Source organism: Nostoc sp. FACHB-110 (assembly GCF_014697425.1).
Classification (GTDB): Bacteria; Cyanobacteriota; Cyanobacteriia; order Cyanobacteriales; family Nostocaceae; genus Nostoc_B.
In genome coordinates, this window is sequence record NZ_JACJRU010000055.1 from 1 (window position 1) to 18,569 (window position 18,569).

Annotated in this window: 13 protein-coding genes; 6 read left to right on the forward strand and 7 right to left on the reverse strand. The window is 40.0% G+C overall.

Features of this window, described 5'->3' with window-relative positions:
- Positions 1–208: 208 nt before the first annotated feature.
- The 3 genes from pcrA to H6G69_RS34225 all read right to left on the reverse strand — a co-directional run bounded on the left by pcrA (position 209) and on the right by H6G69_RS34225 (position 3,597).
- Positions 209–2,533 carry a DNA helicase PcrA gene (gene pcrA, locus H6G69_RS30265; protein WP_190692877.1) on the reverse strand — a complete coding sequence of 775 codons (2,325 nt, stop codon included), beginning with the start codon at positions 2,531–2,533 and terminating at the stop codon, positions 209–211.
- A gap of 114 nt (positions 2,534–2,647) precedes the next feature.
- Complete coding sequence (locus tag H6G69_RS30270) at positions 2,648–3,100, reverse strand: DUF4365 domain-containing protein (protein ID WP_190692879.1); 453 nt, start codon at positions 3,098–3,100, stop codon at positions 2,648–2,650.
- A complete protein-coding gene (locus tag H6G69_RS34225; protein WP_190692881.1) occupies positions 3,100–3,597 on the reverse strand; it encodes a DUF4365 domain-containing protein in 498 nt (165 codons plus the stop codon). Before H6G69_RS34225 ends, H6G69_RS30270 begins: the two co-directional genes overlap by 1 nt.
- Positions 3,598–3,778: 181 nt before the next feature.
- Between H6G69_RS34225 and glgA the strand changes: the two genes are divergently transcribed.
- Both glgA and H6G69_RS30285 read left to right on the forward strand, forming a co-directional pair.
- Positions 3,779–5,257 (forward strand): glycogen synthase GlgA, encoded by a 1,479-nt coding sequence (gene glgA, locus H6G69_RS30280; RefSeq protein WP_190692883.1) that lies wholly within the window; start codon positions 3,779–3,781, stop codon positions 5,255–5,257.
- 755 nt (positions 5,258–6,012) lie between these two features.
- Entirely contained in the window at positions 6,013–7,956 is a 1,944-nt protein-coding gene (locus H6G69_RS30285) for an ATP-binding protein (RefSeq protein ID WP_190692885.1), read from the forward strand.
- On the opposite strand, the gene H6G69_RS30290 is transcribed toward H6G69_RS30285, so the two are convergent.
- From H6G69_RS30290 to H6G69_RS30305, 4 genes are all read right to left on the reverse strand, one after another.
- Positions 7,949–8,401 (reverse strand): response regulator, encoded by a 453-nt coding sequence (locus H6G69_RS30290; protein ID WP_190692886.1) that lies wholly within the window; start codon positions 8,399–8,401, stop codon positions 7,949–7,951. The genes H6G69_RS30285 and H6G69_RS30290 overlap by 8 nt on opposite strands.
- Positions 8,402–8,440: 39 nt before the next feature.
- Entirely contained in the window at positions 8,441–8,884 is a 444-nt protein-coding gene (locus H6G69_RS30295) for a response regulator (RefSeq protein WP_190692888.1), read from the reverse strand.
- 182 nt (positions 8,885–9,066) lie between these two features.
- Positions 9,067–10,710, reverse strand: coding sequence for a glycosyltransferase family 39 protein (locus H6G69_RS30300; RefSeq protein WP_190692890.1), 1,644 nt, complete (start codon positions 10,708–10,710; stop codon positions 9,067–9,069).
- Positions 10,711–10,876: 166 nt separating this feature from the next.
- The gene (locus H6G69_RS30305; RefSeq protein WP_190692892.1) at positions 10,877–14,905 is read right to left on the reverse strand and encodes a PAS domain S-box protein; all 4,029 of its coding nucleotides are present in this window, start codon (positions 14,903–14,905) and stop codon (positions 10,877–10,879) included.
- Positions 14,906–15,033: 128 nt separating this feature from the next.
- On the opposite strand from H6G69_RS30305, the gene H6G69_RS30310 reads away from it, so the two are divergent.
- The 4 genes from H6G69_RS30310 (at position 15,034) to H6G69_RS30325 (ending at position 18,542) form a co-directional block, all read left to right on the forward strand.
- On the forward strand, positions 15,034–15,678 hold the full coding sequence (locus H6G69_RS30310; protein ID WP_190692894.1) for a PAP/fibrillin family protein: 645 nt from the start codon (positions 15,034–15,036) through the stop codon (positions 15,676–15,678).
- A 155-nt stretch (positions 15,679–15,833) separates the two neighbouring features.
- Positions 15,834–16,211, forward strand: coding sequence for a hypothetical protein (locus H6G69_RS30315; protein WP_190692896.1), 378 nt, complete (start codon positions 15,834–15,836; stop codon positions 16,209–16,211).
- Between the two features lie 372 nt (positions 16,212–16,583).
- Positions 16,584–17,519 carry a M48 family metallopeptidase gene (locus H6G69_RS30320; RefSeq protein WP_190692898.1) on the forward strand — a complete coding sequence of 312 codons (936 nt, stop codon included), beginning with the start codon at positions 16,584–16,586 and terminating at the stop codon, positions 17,517–17,519.
- 354 nt (positions 17,520–17,873) lie between these two features.
- A complete protein-coding gene (locus H6G69_RS30325) occupies positions 17,874–18,542 on the forward strand; it encodes a hypothetical protein (RefSeq protein ID WP_190692899.1) in 669 nt (222 codons plus the stop codon).
- Positions 18,543–18,569: the final 27 nt, after the last annotated feature.

Below are 18,569 nucleotides of genomic sequence, written 5' to 3' on the forward strand. Positions count from 1 at the left end.
CGGTGGAACCACACTGATACCTTCCCGAACTCAGAGGTGAAACGCTGCTGCGGCTACGATAGTTGGAGGGTCGCCTCCTGCCACAATTGCTCGACGCCAGGTTTATTTTTTAAAAGTAAGCAGAGGGTTTATGTAATTACATAAACCCTCTGTTTGTTTTTTATACTGAATAAATTAGTGGATGCGGATTTAGACCGCTGTTTGCTTTTTAATCTACTTTTTGTAACTGGGCTATTCTGGGGTCGATAATTTTTTTTCCTAGAGTGGCGAATTTAATAGCTACAGAGGTTTTATTTCCTGCATTGAAAATGTGGGTTATTTCACCGATACCAAAGGTTTTGTGTAATACTTTGTCACCGACTTGCCAATTATCAACGGTACTGGTTTGTCTGTTATTTGTTGCAGCCGATTTGGTATAAACTTGATGAATTTGATTTTGGGTAGTTAATAATTCTGGGGGTAATTCGTCCAGAAATTGCGATCGCAGTGCAGGTTCTCGTGAGCCATATAAACGGCGTTCGCGGGCGAAGGATAAATGTAACCGTTCTTGGGCGCGGGTAATTCCTACATAACACAAGCGGCGTTCTTCTTCTAAAGCTGCGGGGTCGTTCATTGAACGATAGTTAGGGAATAACCCTTGTTCTAATCCCACCAAAAAGACTACGGGAAACTCCAATCCTTTAGAAGCGTGGAGAGTCATCAAAGAAACGGCTGTTTGTCCTTCTTTTAGATTATCTAAATCAGAACTTAAGGCGGTACTTTGCAAAAAGGCTGTTAACGAAACATCCTCATTTTCTTCTTGAAATTGCAGAACTGCGTTATAAAGTTCTTGGACGTTTTGGATTCTGTCTTCTGCTTCATCTGTACCTTGACTTTGTAAGTCTTGCACGTAACCAGATTCTTCTAACAAACCCATGACAATCTCAGAAACTGGAACTGTGGCGATTTGTTCTTGATAGCGGCTAATCATTTGGGCAAAATTATTCACCGATTTTGCCGAACGCCCCGCTAATGTATTGACAGATGTTTCATCGCTGAGAATTTCCCACAAGTTAAGCCCTAATTGCTGGGAGGCGTTAATTAAGTTATCAATGGTGGCTTTACCGATTCCGCGCCGGGGAGTATTAATCACCCGCAATAAACTCACTGTATCAGCAGGATTAGCGATCGCTCTGAGATAAGCTATCACATCTTTAATTTCTTTGCGGTCATAAAATTTCATCCCCCCCACAACTGTGTAAGGAATTTGATTCCTGACTAACAATTCTTCAAAGGGGCGAGATTGGGCGTTTGTCCGATATAAAATCGCAAAACTACCCCAATTTAATTCGGGATGTTGATGTTCTAAGGTGCGAATTTGCCGAATCACAAAATCTGCTTCTGCAAGTTCATCATCAGCTTTGTGACAATAAATTTGTTCGCCACTTCCCCGCGTTGGCTTGAGAACTTTATCAATCCGTTGGGTGTTATTTTCAATTAATTCATTGGCAGCCTGTAAAATATTTTCACAAGAGCGATAGTTTTCTTCTAACTTCACCATTGTGCGGGTATCTTCATCCGGTAAACCATCACCGAAATCATTTTGAAATTCAAGCAAAATAGTAAAGTCTGCCATGCGGAAACTATAAATTGATTGGTCAGCATCGCCTACTACAAATACTGAGCGATTTTGCCAATTCCATTCACTTTTTCTATCTTCCCCATTTGTAACTAACAACCGAATCAAATCATATTGCGTGCGGTTGGTATCTTGATATTCATCGACTAAAATATGACAGAATTTGCGATGCCAATAACCTAAGACTTGCTCATTTTGTTGAAATAATTTTGTCGGGACAAGAATTAAATCATCAAAGTCGAGGGCGTTATTTTCTGCTAGTTTATCTTGATAGGAACTGTAGACTTGAGCAATAACTCGTCCGCGATAATTTGGTTGTTCTTTTTCAAATTCTTGGGGTGACAAGCCTTGGTTTTTAGCGTTACTGATGGCGTAGCGGACAGAACGCGGTTCAAACTTTTTATCGTCGAGGTTTAATTGTTTGGTGACGATTTCTTTAACTAAAGATTGGGCATCTGATTCATCGAAAATCGAAAAATTTCGATTCCATTTGCGCCCCTTTTCATCTTGATATTTCTCAATATCAAACCGGAGAATGCGGGAAAATAAACTGTGGAAAGTACCGCACCACAAATCTTTGATGGTTGTGCGGTAAACTTGCGATCGCAGTTTGGTTTGTTCGTGTTCTTCTAATAACTCAAATCTTGTACCATGTTGCGTCATCGCCAATTCTTCTGCAAACAGCTTTTGAATGCGTTCCTTCATTTCTCGGGCGGCTTTGTTGGTGAAAGTCACCGCCAAGATATTTTCCGGGTTCACACGGTGTTTGAGAATCAAGTTAGCAATGCGATAAGTTAAGGCGCGTGTTTTACCGGAACCAGCACCAGCCACAACTAACAACGGGCCACAGTAGTGTTCTACGGCTTGACGTTGGCTGGGGTTAAGGTGACTGAGAAAGTCAATAGTTGTAGTCATGGCTTGTGAGGTGTGCTGGTGTGTCGCTGCTTGTCCTATGGTATTTTAGCAGCGTCAACCCTGTGCTTTTAAATAGAAAGATGCGATCGCCTAAAATCTCCAGCCACAGTATTTCTATGCAGCAAAATTGCTCTTAGCGTTATACCAAGCGTTTACATCGTCCACAATCTGTCTGATTCCATTTTCATCTAGAGAATGCCATTGTAGAGATACTTGGCTAGAGTCAGCAATTACATGGTTTAGCCATTTGTAATATCCCTGGTCATCCTCCATCGTCAACAGGAATAAACATAAGGGAAACGGCACATTCTGAAGATATTCAGTTGTTTTTTGGGTAATAGATTGTGAAATATCTTTTAAATTGCTGATAGCTGTGTCTTTTGCTTTAACTTCCACACCAAAAACTCTTCCAGTAGGCAGGTTATCTCTTAGTATCGTTACAAGAATATCAAAGCCATAATCAGCCGACTTCATTCTTTCAATCACTAGATCATTGCGACGAGTCAGGTACATAACTGCAAGATATTCGGCGCGTTCAGCAATAAAATCTTGTAGATTCGGCTTCATTACTTTCTCCATTTGGGATCGCAAAAAATTGATCGGAAAGTAGCTTGATGGGGAGAAGTCCAGTATGCTTTCACCTCATCCCATAGTAATGCCAATACATCGGGTATGAGGGGATAATCTGTACACAAACTGGAAAACCCTGTTGAGCTTTCGCCATTAGCCGACAAAATATAACCCTGCTCTGCTTGCTCATCAATACCAATAACATAAGTAGGAGCAGGATAGGCTGCAAGACGTTTCATATCGCTGTCAGTAACTTTGACTTTTAATCTGCGATCGCTTTGAGTGTAACCTTGGGATGTTGACTTTACTTGCACAAAAAAGAAAGGTATTAAAGATTCATCATGAAAGAGTTCTACGTAAAAGTCGATTGCTCGCTTTTTTTCTCCTAAAAATCGTGGATGATCAAATAAATAGCCACGACTGGGGTGTTTACGTGTGATGAGAACTCGAAAAATAGATTCGCCACGTTCTCCGATAACTTCTCTTGTATCCACTAAGCTAAATACCCCTCAACGCTCCTCAGTATATGTCTTGCAGCAGATGAAACAACCTCAATCTCTACCACTTGTATTAAGCTTTCGTGATTAACATTGGCCTAGTCACTTGTCAATGAGTACATATTGCATATACTGAACAGTATAGTTAATATAAATTTTTGTATAGCGAGGACTAGGAATGTACATAGTACAGATTGCCTCGGAATGCGCTCCTGTAATTAAAGCAGGCGGTTTAGGGGATGTTGTTTACGGACTGAGTAGGGAATTAGAAGGCAGGGGCAATTGCGTTGAGATCATACTGCCCATGTATGATTGTATGCGCTACGACCATATTTGGGGTCTGCATGATGCCTACAAAGATTTGTGGGTTCCCTGGTATGGCGCAGCAGTTCACTGTTCTGTGTACTGCGGATGGGTGCATGGTAGGCTGTGCTTCTTTATTCAACCCCACTCCGAAGATAATTTCTTTAATCGCGGCTGTTATTACGGTTGCGATGATGACAATATGCGCTTTGCCTTCTTTAGCAAAGCTGCTTTAGAATTTTTAAATCAAAGCAACAAGCGCCCTGATATTATCCATTGTCATGACTGGCAAACAGGCTTAATTCCTGTTTTACTCGCTGAGATTTACAAATACAATGGGATGGAATATCAGCGGGTTTGCTACACCATCCATAACTTTAAGCATCAGGGAATAGGTGGTGAAGAAACGCTGGCAGCTACAGGTTTAAATCGAGCAGCTTACTATTTCCAATACGATAAGCTACGCGACAACTTCAACCCCTTTGCGTTGAACTATATGAAAGGGGGTATTGTTTACGCAAATGCAGTTACCACTGTTTCACCCAACCACGCAGAAGAAGCGCGGTTTACAGAAGTAGGTTGTGGTTTAGGTCATACACTGCATTTAAATCAAGATAAATTCTCTGGGGTGCTTAACGGTATAGATTACGATTTTTGGAATCCTGAAATTGACCGTTACATTCCCAATAACTATACCTACGCAGATTTTGAACAAAAAATATATAACAAAAAAGCTTTGCGCGAAAGGCTCTTACTTGGGGCTGCTGATAAACCAATTATTGCTTATATCGGTCGTTTAGATCATCAAAAAGGTGTGCATTTAGTACATCATGCAATTTATCATGCACTCAATAAAGGCGCACAATTTGTATTACTGGGTTCCGCTACAGAGTCAGGCATTAATGCTCATTTCCAGCATGAAAAAGCATTTTTAACTAATCACCCCGATGTCCATTTAGAATTGGGCTTTAATGAAGAATTATCTCACCTGATCTATGCAGGGGCAGATATGATTGTTGTTCCCAGCAATTACGAACCCTGCGGTTTAACCCAGATTATTGGTTTAAAATATGGTACAGTGCCAATTGTCCGTGGTGTTGGGGGGTTAGTCAATACGGTATTTGATAGAGATTACGACCAAAATCTGCCACCAGAAAAACGCAATGGATACGTATTTTATCAAACAGATAATTACGCTTTAGAATCGGCTATGAATCGGGCAATTGATTTATGGTATCAGTCACCTGATGAGTTCCAGCAATTAGCAATTCAAGGGATGAAATATGACTACTCATGGAATATTCCGGGAGCAGATTATCTTAAGATTTATGAATGGATTAGACACCCGTGGTAAATAACAAATAATACATTTGATTGTCAAATTTATTATTTGTTATCAATCACCTACTGGCAATCATACTTATACCTCACTAAAGCGATCGCAAATGATAATCTCAACTTTAGTGGGGTATAAAGCAAATCAGAGAAACAGACAATTATTGCAGAAGACTGACACCAAATGATGAATATATTTTTTGCGTGGGAAAATTTAGCAAAGAACTAAAAGTTCTGTTGCATCAGCACTACAAGAATTTAAATAAGCGTGTAATAATTGATATGGAAATATTACTAAACTGCCGAAGCAGTTTAATCCAAGGTAGGCAAGTTCCTACCTTTTTTTATTGGAGTTATGAGTAATTGTTCTGGTTGGGAAAGGAGAAGTGTATACTGACAGGTTACAAATAAGTTGTATAGCTAAATACAATATTTTGTAAGAACTGAATTATTTAATTATAGCTGCAAAACAATATGATTTGATGACTTTTGTACTATAAATGACTACAAAAGTGGAGATAAAATTTAAGTTAAGTTTTATATCTTTTTTGCTACTGTTGTTATCTAAATTGATTTAGTTTTTTCTTTTGAAGTATAAGTTTGTTAAAGTAATGTGGTTTTTGTCAGCAACTTAGGTAATAAATAACCCAGTATATACTTTAACCAAACATAACTTAATTTATAGTGGTGGAGATACTGTGACCAAATTATTGAGTTTTGGTTGCATTTTTGGCCATTTTTAAAGATTTTTCAACTTCTTTGTGAGGTTAGTTTGTGAAAAACCAAGTTGCAGAGGTGGCCAAAAGGCTGAAGGGAGGCTTTGTAGCTTATAACCAGGGTTGGCAGGTGACTTCTATAAACGCTCAAGCAGCCAAAATATTTAATAAAAATTTGGAGGATTTGCTCGAAAAAAACTTTTGGTACGCTTGCCCAGAATTTGCTGGTTCTAGATTGTATTTTGAGTACCATCGAGCGATCGCTCACCAATCTGTAGTTAGGTTTGAGCAGTTTTTTCCCTTGCTAGACGCATGGTTTGAGGTAGCAATTTACCCTACATTAACTGGATTGACAGCATATTTTCAAAATATCACAGAGCGTAAGCAGTTAGAAATATACCTTCAGATAGATAATGCTGCATTATCGGAGATTAATCAGCCACTATCGCCGCATCGGACACTTTCTCCGCAAACACAAAATTGGCAAACTGTATTAGATAATTCCCCGGATGTGATTTTCCAATTTGATCGCCATTTGCGGCTTTTGTATGTGAACTTAGCAATCGAAAAAGCAACTGGTTCGCCGCCCTCGGCATGGATTGGGAAAACTCATAGTGAGATGGGATTTTCAGAGCATATTTATCATCGTTGGGATGGGGCGTTACGTCTGGCATTGACGAATGTGCAAGAACAATTAATTGAGTGGGAATTAACCACACCATCAGGGGAGCGCATTTATCAATCAAGGTTTGTTCCCGAGTTGAATTTTCACGGTGTAGTAGAGTATGTCTTAGTTTTTAGCCGTGACGTAACTGAGAATAAACGAGTTGAAAAAGAACGGGCGCGATTGATTCGAGAGCAAGCCGCCAGAGTAGAAGCAGAACGAGCCAACCGCATCAAAGATGAATTTTTAGCGGTGTTGTCTCATGAATTGCGATCGCCTCTTAACCCTATTTTAGGATGGGCAAGGCTGTTACAAACTCGGCAATATGACACTACAACCTTAAATCGCGCCCTGGAAATTATTGAACGCAATGCCAAAGCCCAAGCGCAATTAATTGAAGACTTGCTAGATGTTTCCCGCATTTTGCGGGGTAAATTAAATCTGAAACAATGCCCAGTCAATTTGGCAAAAATTGTGGAAGCGGCAATTGAGACTGTACAGTTAGCAGCCCAGGCGAAAGAAGTAGACATTCAGATTAATTGTCAGTCAGATGTGAGTAAGGTATTGGGTGATCCTGATCGGCTTCAGCAGGTAATTTGGAATTTACTGTCGAATGCTGTGAAATTTACCCCCTCTGGTGGACAGATAGCAATTGAACTCAAGCAAGTAGATTCTCAAGTACAAATCATAGTTAAAGATAATGGCGAAGGAATTACCCCAGAATTTTTACCGTTTGTATTTGATTATTTTCGTCAAGCAGATAGTTCAATTACTCGTTCAACTAAGGGCTTAGGGTTAGGGCTAGCAATTGTGCGGCATTTAGTGGAATTACATGGTGGTAGGGTAACAGCAGCCAGCCAAGGTAAACAGCAAGGTGCGACTTTTACGCTCAGTTTGCCAATGATGAGTGCGACTGTTCAGCCCCAACCACCAGATCGTTCCTTATCACAAGCTGTCAATTTAGAAGGGCTGCGAATTTTGATTGTGGATGATGATGCAGATTCTAGAGAATTTGTGGCTTTTTTATTAGAACAACAAGGAGCAATTGCCACAACGGCTGATTGTGCTAGTCAAGCTTTGCAAATGTTTGCTCACATCAAGCCAGATTTACTAATTAGTGATATTGGAATGCCACAAGTTGATGGTTATAGTTTGTTAAACCAGATAAAAGAATTAAATGGTAATCGAGAAATTTTAGCGATCGCTTTTACAGCCCATGCTAGCGAAAGCGATCGTCAAAAAGCCTACCGTGCAGGATTTCAACGCCATATTACCAAACCCATAGAGGCTGAAAAATTTCTAGCCACCATTACCAACTTAGTGGAGAAAATTAGATAACAGGCTTAGTTAAAGGCGGAATCCAATAAACACTCAAAGCTTGAATAATGCTCACTAAAAGCTCAACTTCTGCTGGTTTAACTAAGCAAAAATTTACCCCTAATTCATAAGCTGACTCGATATGTTCATCTAAAGCTGAACCAGTCAACATCACTATGGGCAATTGCTGAAATTCTTCTTGTTCTCTTACCCAGCGCACAAGTTGTAAGCCTGATTTTCCTGGTAGTCTTAAATCTGTTAATAACAGATGTGGCCAAGGATTAGCTATTCTATCTTCATAAGGAGCCTGCCCCAACAGATAGTTAGTAGCGTCTTCTGCTGTTGTTAAGACTCTTAAATTAGGAATATTACTTAACTTAGAACGTTGCAAAGCCCGCCTCACCAACAAGATGTAGGCAGCATCATCCTCAACGTATAAAACAGTTTTGGAATCAAAATCTGCCATTTTTAATAACCTTTAATTAAGCTAAATTTTTGATGCAGACTATGGATCATCCATAGCATCTGGATTAAAGTATGAAGCAATTTGTTGCATTATTTCCACTAATTCAGTAAAAGAGCCAGGTCTGACAATATAAGAACTTGCTCCCAAGACAGTTGCTTGATTAATATCTTCAATTTCTCCAGAGCTACTCAGCATAATCACAGGTAAGTTAGCAAATTCTGGTTGTTGTTTGATCCATGCTAGCAATTCTAAGCCATTCATGCGCGGCATTTTAATATCTGTAAGTATTAAATTGGGCAGAGGATATTGATTGACATAAGCATCCTCGATAGTTTTTTTGAGATAGTTAACTGCCTGTTCGCCATCTTCCACAGCTTGAATTTGAAGATTGCATTTAACTTTACTCATGGCTCGCTTAATCAATAAGATATTGCCTGGCTCATCTTCTACTAGCAGAAGCCAATTCTGCTCAGTATTACTCATAGTTAGTAATTGTTTATTGCTCAAAGATCCGATCAAGAGACACTCATCCTTTTTAGTCCGTACTCAGGATACTAAAGTTATAACTAAAACACGTCTGTCTTAGGTTGAACTTTGATCAGACAGCCTGCTTTAATTTCTGAACTACCTGTGGGGATAGGAAACAAAGAATAGGGAATTAAGTGTTAAATTCCGTAAGACCTCGGGTAAGGTTTTAAAAGTGTTTTCGCTTGATAAACATAAATAGTATTGATGACAACCCCGCCTCGTCTCATTGGGATTGTTTCAATCTCAGTTAAGCTACTAAAGTAAGTTCGATAACTAGCCATCAAATCTTGTCTATTTTTAAAGGGGGCAGTAGTAATGTATAGTGCGTTTTCTCCTACCCATTGATCTGCTTTTGACCAAAAAGCAAACCCACGCAAATCATTGCCAATGTCAAAGCAAGTAATGGGGATGTTTACTAGTGGTTTCAGGGACATAGCTATTGGGCCACCTAAATAATAGCGATTGGTAAATATAAAGCTAGATTTATTTAAGGCGGTACTCAAAATAGGAGAAGACGCAAAGCCACGCCGTAGTTGCTGAATATCAATAAGTTCTGTAGAAGGATCATCTTTGGGAGGCAAGAACCCCCCCATGAGTGCGTATTGGCTAGGCTTTTGCAATATTCCTGTTGTCACTTGCAACAAAGCAATTAGTAAAATACTAGCAATCATAATTCCCGAACCTAAGAGCCATCGCCGCACCCAACGTTGCTGATGCTTCGCCCAGATGCTTGCTTGTTGCCCTAAGAGCAGAGTGGCTGTCCAAAATCCAGGCATTGGCCAAGCAGGCAAAATTTGCCGATATCCGCCTATGAGAGTAAACCCTAAAATTAAGGGCAAGGATAACCATAAGATCAATAATTTAGGCCCATCTAAATAGGTCTGAGAATTAATTATTCTTAATACCACCGGACGTACACTCACCCACCATAGTGGTAATCCTATGGTGGGGAATAGGTAAGCTACCCCGACTAAATAAACAGCAGCTACATTTAGCAGATTGTACCCAACCCGTGGCACTGCTCGCTCTGATTGAAAACGAAAGGAAACCCAATCATGCTGCATATTCCAAAACAAAATCGGGAATATGGTGATGATAAATAAGCCTAACCCTAACCATGCCCAAGGCGATCGCACAACACAGCGATGAGGTGGACTCGTTACACAAAAACCAATTAGCCCTAGTCCTAAAATAAACCCGTGATATTTGCTAATACAAGCTAATCCTACCAAAATACAAAGGACGCTTAAGCGATAACTAGGGACATATAAATTAGCCGTACCAGACTCATTTTTAAACAGGCGATACTTTTGATTATCTGGCTGGCGAAAAAATTCATTAACTGCACAATATAAACTAGCTGTCCAAAAAAACATCAATGGACTATCAGGCAGACTGAGAATGCCAAAGCTAATTTGAAAAATTGGACTGATGGTAGCAATGGCTAAAGTCAGACAAGCAGTTTGCGCCGAGAATAGTCTTTTGCTAGTGAGATACAAGAATATCAAACTGCCTGTATATAAAATTAGCGATCCCAAACGAATTGTGAATTGGGATACATCCCCAGTTAACCACGGCCCAAAACCAGTGGTTAGGGCGACAAAAACTGGATGATCAAAATAGCTCCAGTCTAGATGCAGACTGTAGAGGTAGTAATAAGCCTCATCAAAAGTAGGGTAAAGACTCAAGGCAATTATCGAGCGAAACAGCAATCCCCCAACCAGCAAAATTAGCACTAACTGATTAATTTTTTTATCTGACCATTTCTGGAATTTTTGCATTTAATCGAATTTTTATTTTTGATAGACGAACCAATTCATCAAGTCTAGGTACATAAAAGCCTAGACTAAAAGCACACGATAGTCTAATACGGTTGGGTTGAGGTTATTCGTGATGTTTCCAAATCTGTAGAGAGACGTTGCATTGCAACGTCTCTACAAAATCAGCTTAAACTTGTCGCAGTTCTATCCAAAAACGGCTACCTTTGCCTAGCTCTGATTCTACTCCGACTCGGCCACCTTGGCGTTCGATGCCTTTTTGGACGATCGCCAGTCCTACCCCTGTTCCTGAATAAGTATCGGAACCATGCAGCCTTTCAAACACACCAAAAACTCGTTCTTGAAATTCCGGTGCAATCCCAATACCATTGTCCGCTACCCAGATGCGTATCCAATCTTCGCGTTTTTCTGCCCAGACATTTATGTGGGGTTTTACACCATTCGATACATATTTTAAGGCGTTTGTCAATAAATTGATCAACACCTGAGTTAGAATAGTTGGCTGACCAATTACTTGGGGTAGGGGCAGAGTTACTGTAATTTCGGCTTCTTTGGCTTGGCTTTCTGGTTCAAGTTGCAGCAAAATTTCCGGTATGAGAGTTGTTAAATCAACCGTCTGCAACTGAATTTCCGTTTGGCTGAGTCGGCTGTAAGCAAGTAAGTCTTGAATCAGAGAATCCATCCGTTGGGCAGAATCGGCAATATGGCGAGCATATTCTTGTCCTAGTTCGTCTAAGCGATCGCCATTATCTTCTACTAAAGCATCAATTAAACCTCTAATGGCACGCAATGGCGATCGCAAGTCATGAGAAACAGTATAGGCAAAGCGTTTTAATTCTTGGTTAACTTCTGCTAGTTGGGCTGTGCGTTCTTGGACTCGTTGCTCTAGGGTTTCATTGAGTTGCTGAATTGCCAATTCTACGGCTTTGCGATCGCTAATATCTTGAATCACACTAATAAAATAGTCTGGTGTTCCCTCTGGTTGCCGTACCAATGATACTGTTAAGTAAATCCAAACCAGAGAACTGTCTTGGCGAACATAACGTTTCTCCATTGAATAGGTTTGAATTTCTCCTGCCATCAACTGTTGGACGTAAGCTAAATCAAGTTCTAAATCTTCAGCATATGTAATGTCCTGAAAGGTTTTTTGGTGCAACTCTGCAAAAGAATAATTGACAATATCACAGAGTTTTTGGTTGACTCGCAGCCACCTTCCATCTAAGGCCACATGAGCAATACCAACGGCTGCCTGATTAAAGGTAGCGCGAAATTTCTCCTCGCTGGCTCGCAATCTTTCTTCGGCTATTTTACGTTCTGTAATATCTCGATTAACTTCTAAATATCCGGTGGGGTTGCCTTGCGGATCTCGAATTAACACCTGGCGGCTTTCAACAATAATTTTTTGACCTGCTTTACAAGTATGGATGAGTTCGCCTTGCCAGTGTTCTCGCTCCATCACTGTGCGATCAAGATCAATTCCTGCGGGAACTTGAGTGTGCAGAAAACTATGAGTTATATGATTGAATGCTTCCTCTCGCTGCCAACCATACATCGTTTCTGCGCCTCGGTTCCAGTAAGTAATCGCCCCTTGCCGATCTCGAACAATAATGGCTTCGTAGGTTAATTCCAGTAGATCAGCCTGCCTTTGCAACATGGCAGCTTGTTCTTGTAGTTGTTGTTCTGCTTGCTTGCGCTCAGTAACATCACGAGCCACAGCAAACAACAAGTTCTGGTCGCGGTTAGCAACAGATTTCCACTCTAACCATTTATAAGAGCCATCTTGACAACGGTAGCGATTTTCCAAGATATTTAAAGGAATGCCTGTCGCCAATTTGTTGGCTTCTAAGCTAGTTTTTGCCACGTCTTCGGGGTGAACCAAATTCAAAAAAGGTGCAGTTAAAAGCTCTTGTTGGCTATAACCTAAAATTTTTGACCAGGCTGGGTTAAGTTGCTTGAAATATCCATCAAACCCAGCAATGCAGATCAAGTCCTGAGAAAGGTTAAAAAACTGATTGCGTTCTTCTTCTGCTTGCTTGCGTTCAGTGACATCAATTGCTGTCGCAATTACGATCCTTCTACCATCTGATGATTGACCCAAAGGAGCAGCATAAAAATCCCAAATGCGGCTTTCGCCTGTTTTGGTAGTAATAGAATATTCACCCATCAAGGCTTTACCTTGAAGCGGAAATACGCGGATGATTTCTGCTAGGACTTGTGTTTGAAGATTGCCATAAGCTTTTTCTGTCCAGGTTGCTAGTGTGGGGATATCTTCGATGGTGTAACCTGTAATTTCTGTCCAGGCATGATTGAGTTGCAAAATTTCGCCATCTTCTGTGTGTAGCATGATTGGTAGAGGCGCATCCAGAATGGCACGGCGGAAGCGTTCTTCACTCTGGCGTAAAGCAGCTTCTGCTTGCTGGCGTAAGCTGAGTGCGGTTTTTATTTGAGTGACATCCCAAAACGCCCCAATGACTCCGCGCACATTTCCCGCATCATCTAGTAATGGCACAGCCCGGCCATCTATAAACTTCACCTCACCATCGCCAAAAATAAATTCCAAATCGCCTTCAACACTTTCTCCCGTTCTGGCTGCTTTCTGCATTGGCAGTTCATTGAGGGGTATATCCGCTCCATTTCTTTGAATTTTAAAATCAAAGGGGTATTCGCCACTCTCCGGTGTCGCCGTCATGATTGAGCCAGAATTTCGATGCATCATGGTGTAGGCAGCATGATTACTAGTCATGTTGTGGCATTGAGGATCGTGGGCAATCCAAACGGCTACGGGAACTGCCTCCATAAATGTTTCTAATTCTGCGGCTCTGGCTCTGGCGCGAGCTTCGCTTTCTTGCAAGGCTATTTCCGTTTGCTTGCGGTTGGTGATATCTGAACGGATAGCAATATATTGATATGGTTTGCCTCTATCATCCACAAACGGCACAATAGTTGTAGCTACCCAGTAGAATGTTCCATCCTTAGCACGGTTTTTGATTTCGCCTTGCCATACTTCTCCCTGAGAAATAGTTGCCCACATTTGGCTAAAGAAGTCTTGGGGATGATAACCAGAATTGATAATGCGATGATTTTGCCCGATTAATTCTGCTCTGGAATATTGGGAGAGTTGGCAAAATTTATCATTAACATCAGTAATCATGCCTTGAGCATCGGTAATGGCAACAATTGAAGATTCATCTAAGGCAAATTTAATATCTGCTAGTTCTTTTAAAGATTGGTGTAAAGCTATATTGGCTTGCGATAGTTCAGTGGTGCGTTCTTGAACTCTTTGTTCTAGTTGAGTGTAGCTATCTTTTAAGGCTAATTTGGCTTGTTGACGCTTGATATCTACTTGATTTAGTTCTTTGGCGCAATACCAAGTTAACCCAATAAAAGCAACTACATTACCCGTGGTATGAAAAGAAAGTCCGAAAGGATCATCAAACCAGCCAATTCTTTCTCCTAACAGCCGCAACCATCCAAGTATAAAGGGGACGGCAATTGCAGCCGGCATCAACACCCTGGCTGTAATTCCACCTGCGGTATTACTGACTAATAAATTCATCCAGCCTTGTTCAGGAGCAGCACATAAAACACCAACTGAGAGCAGCAAAAATGCGATCGCAGTATGCAGTGCAACGTAAGTATAAAATGCTAACTCAAATATTGTTTTTGTCCCATAAGCGTAACCAATGATAATTTGCAAGGCGAGTAAAGCAGAGGTAAAAGCTAATAGTTGCACCAGTCGATAACGCACAATTGGGCTAGCCAAGCTGAATAAAGCACTACCTAAAAAAGTAAAGTTCAATGCTGATACAGGAGCCATTCTCCCAAGGTTAGAGGTAGCTATGGCTTTTGGGTTATCTTGAAAAAATAGTTGATCTATACCTAAGTTCCAACCAAACAAATACTCACTTAAAGTTAGCCATCCTAAGATAATTACAACCAAGGCACAGCTTTGAGCTAATCGGCGTTTAACTCTGCTGGTCGAGTGTACATAATTTAACGCTATGCCCGACAGCACAAAACCTAGTGCTGTATTGGCTTTCATTGTGACCCATTGCGGTAATATACTTTGAAAAGAATGAATGTCAAATATCCAACCCAGTAACACAATGCACCCTAGTAAAATAATGCCAAAGCTGCAAATCTGGGAAGTTCTTTTCAGCGCAGTTATAAGACTGCGATCGCACTGAGCAATATCCATAATCTTTGGTGTTCTGTAATATAAATTTGAAAAGTTTTTTAAATTAGCAACACAAAAATTAACCTTGCCCTGAAACAAAATAAGGCCTAATAAAATTAATAGTCGATAAATAGGAAATTATTAAATTCTTGAACAATCGAATTTCATTGAAGGCAAAATTACAAGCAAAGCTAGAGGCAATTAAACCCAATAGAGATGGCGCTCCTATTACCAATATCAAAATTGACAATACTACGGCTACAGAAATTGCACAATTAACTCAGGAGATAGAAAACGTAAACCCCAATCCTCATCCCCTTGTCAATGCCATTGATTTATTAGATGGAGCTTGGCAACTACAATATTCAACCGCTAGAGAAATTCGGGCTTTAGATTCTCTGCCTTTAGGGTTACAAGTAGGGAAAGTTTATCAAGTAATTAACATTGCTAATCAGCAATTTTTTAATCTTGCTGATGTTAAACATTTTCTAGGTATTTTATCAGGCTGTGTTAAAGTAACAGCTAGGTTTGAAGCTGCAACAGATGATGTTGCCCACAAACGAATTAATGTCTATTTTGACAAACGTTACCTCTCAATTGGGCAAATTTTGGGCATTGATACCCCTCAACTCAATCCTTTTAAAGTTGTTCCGGCCAATAATCCTGCGGGGAGAGTTGCTACCCTGGATATTACTTATCTCGATGAAACATTGAGAATTGGGCGTGGTGGCGATCGCAGTTTATTTATTTTAAATAAATCTGATGAATTAATCCAAGATAAGATTGCTAAATAATATAGATAATACCTGTTAATTTTGATAATTAAATGTAAAAGTAAAAGAGAATAGATGGCTGTCTTATTCAATCAGACGGCTATCAGGAATCTAGGAAAATTTTGCAGTAGTTACGGCAAGCGTTAAACTAAAAACAATTTCTTGAGGAAACTTTAATGGCAAAGTCAAACGGTGCTAAAAGTGAAACCACAGCACAAGACACCCCCTTAGTTGTAGACGCTGAAGATACAACTACAGAGCAGAATTCATCTCCAGCAGTAGAAGAGAACCAAGATATTGACAACATCTTGAATTCCCTCAAAAGCTTATTAAGTAGTGTAGAAAAACTGCAAAAAGTCCGGCAAGAAGTGGGAGATATCAAACCCTTAGTTGGTAGAATGCTCGATGGAGAATTAATCGCTGGCGAAGAACTAGAACAACTTAAAACAGGTATAAGCGGTCTTTTTCGATTAGTTCGCGCTTATAGCGATCATCAAACGGCCTTAACAAAAGCACAATCCGCGCGAAATTTGCTAGATGAAATATTAAAGTAATCTTGAATTTTCCTATATAAGAGAAATGATCGCTCCTATAGCCTGAATTAGGGGAGCGATCGCTGCACAAACAAAAGTGGAACTTCTGTATAATATACTTGAAAAAAATATTTGATTACTGACCGTAGATAGATTAAGTATATATCGTTAGGCTGAAGATACTCGACTTTTAAAAAAAGTCAGGTATCTCAAAACTGACATTTCTTATAATCTTAAGGATTCAGCACACAGAAGCCAGAAGTCATAATTTAATAGTAGTTCAGGATGAATAGTCTATTGTTGTCCTGAAGAATATAATTAAATTTTCTAACATTCTGGCTCCTAGATTCTGACTCCTGAATACTTACTTATAATCTAATTTCCGAGAATCTCATGAAAGTTGAGAGTATCAGCATCAAAAACATCCGAGTACAACAAAATAATATATTACGCAATATTTTTAATTTAGCTGCGGTTCCTAATCCCAACACAGCACAAAAACAACTACTGAGCCAAACTTTATGCAAAACAGCCGCAACCATTGAACAAATCTGTTCTAACTTAGAAATCACCCCAGCTAACTTAACCACTTCATCTCGTCAAATTTACTCTTGGTGCAAGTTTCTCACAGATGAAACGAATTTAAATCTGCATTTAGTTAGCACTCATCGCGTGCGACAAATTACGCAACAACTTCTGAATGCGCAAAATCAAAATCCAGCCGAAGTCATGATTGCATTTACTAATTTAGCAGGATTGTATCAAGGCAAAAGGTCTAACAAAATTGTTGATATCAAAATTAACGAAGGTTTTATTTACGCCCCAGAAGAGGTTTTACAAGCATTAGTACAATGTAGTATTTTTGGTAAAAATCAACCAAATACCCAACTTATCAGAGCGTTTGCAGCTGCAGAAGATTATAGTGCAGTTCTCTTAGATTTAGATTTAATTGCTGAAGTTATCGCCGAAAATCCCCAAGGAAAATTTTATAACTTAAATCAATTATTCGACAAATTGAACTCTGAGTATTTTGCTGCCAAACTTCTCAAACCGCGTCTGACTTGGAGCCAAATTAAAACCTATCGCAAATTTGGACACTATGAGCCAGCTAGAGATAGAGTCGTCCTGAGTATGAGCCTTGATAGTGCAAAAGTGCCGGAATTTGTGGTTGAATTTGTCTTATATCACGAATTACTACATAAACACCACGGCACAAAGTGGGTAAATGGCAAAAGAATGGTTCACACTTCAGAATTCCGGCTCGATGAAAGAAAGTTCAAGTTATACCAGCAAGCAGATAGCTGGTTAAAAAAGCTGACATTTGTGTAGGGGAATGGGGAATAGGTAAAACTCAAGCACTGCTGGGACTTCTAAGGAACTGGCAAATAAAAAACATCTCAAATTCTGTTTGGGGCAACATCCTGCACGCCTTGAATGTAGGACGAGTGAGAACAATTTATAGCAGTCGAACCATAGATAATGACAAAGCCTAATTATCCAACATGGATACTGAGAGACTTTCAAGCCTATTCCCCATTCCCTACTCCCCAAGGTTTTACAACCTCACGCCAAATTTGCGTATGTTTGGGGTTTCTTATAGAGATTTTAGTAGTACAATTGTTCTATAACTGCTAAACCTCTACTGCGTCAACGAAGTCTAAACGAGATTAATACATCAATACTATGATGACACCATTACAGGGTATAGTTGCAGCACCAGCAAATTCGCAAACAATTAACAATTCTCAGTTTGAGCAATCTGCTGAACACAAAGCTCATCGGGCAAAAAAAGCTGAAAACCTGACGTTTCAAAGGCTTTCTGATGTGACTAAGGCCATTTTGCATCATGCCTTTTGGTTAGCTGAACAAAAAAATCAGCTTTCGCTGCCAGACTATAAAAAACTCTTGTTAGAACAAGGTTGGCAAGGGGAGGAAAAGAAGTATCTGAAAATTGCGGCAGCGTTTCAAAAGTTCTCACCGCAAGATATTGCCCAGGTTGAGCCGAGAACCATATATCAGTTAGCCGAAAACAGCAAGAAGTATCAACCAATTATTAATCGCTTACTAGATTTAAGCGTGATTAATCAAGAAAGTGTGCGCGGTTTACTTAAAAAGCAGCGAACACGCAAAACAGCTAGGTATGACAAACCAAGTATTTGGCGACGGACGAAAAATGGTGGAAGATACTGCCAAATTCCGCCCATTCATGAACCTAACGAGCAGACGGGGATTACCTTACAGCGAATGATGGATGAGGAAGGATTAACCGCCCAGCATATTGTGGCAGAGGCGATCGCACTTAGACAAGCATACAAAGCAGGGCAATTAGTCAGAATCGACGATAACAATTAAATTTTTCGAGACAATAGAGTTGTAATT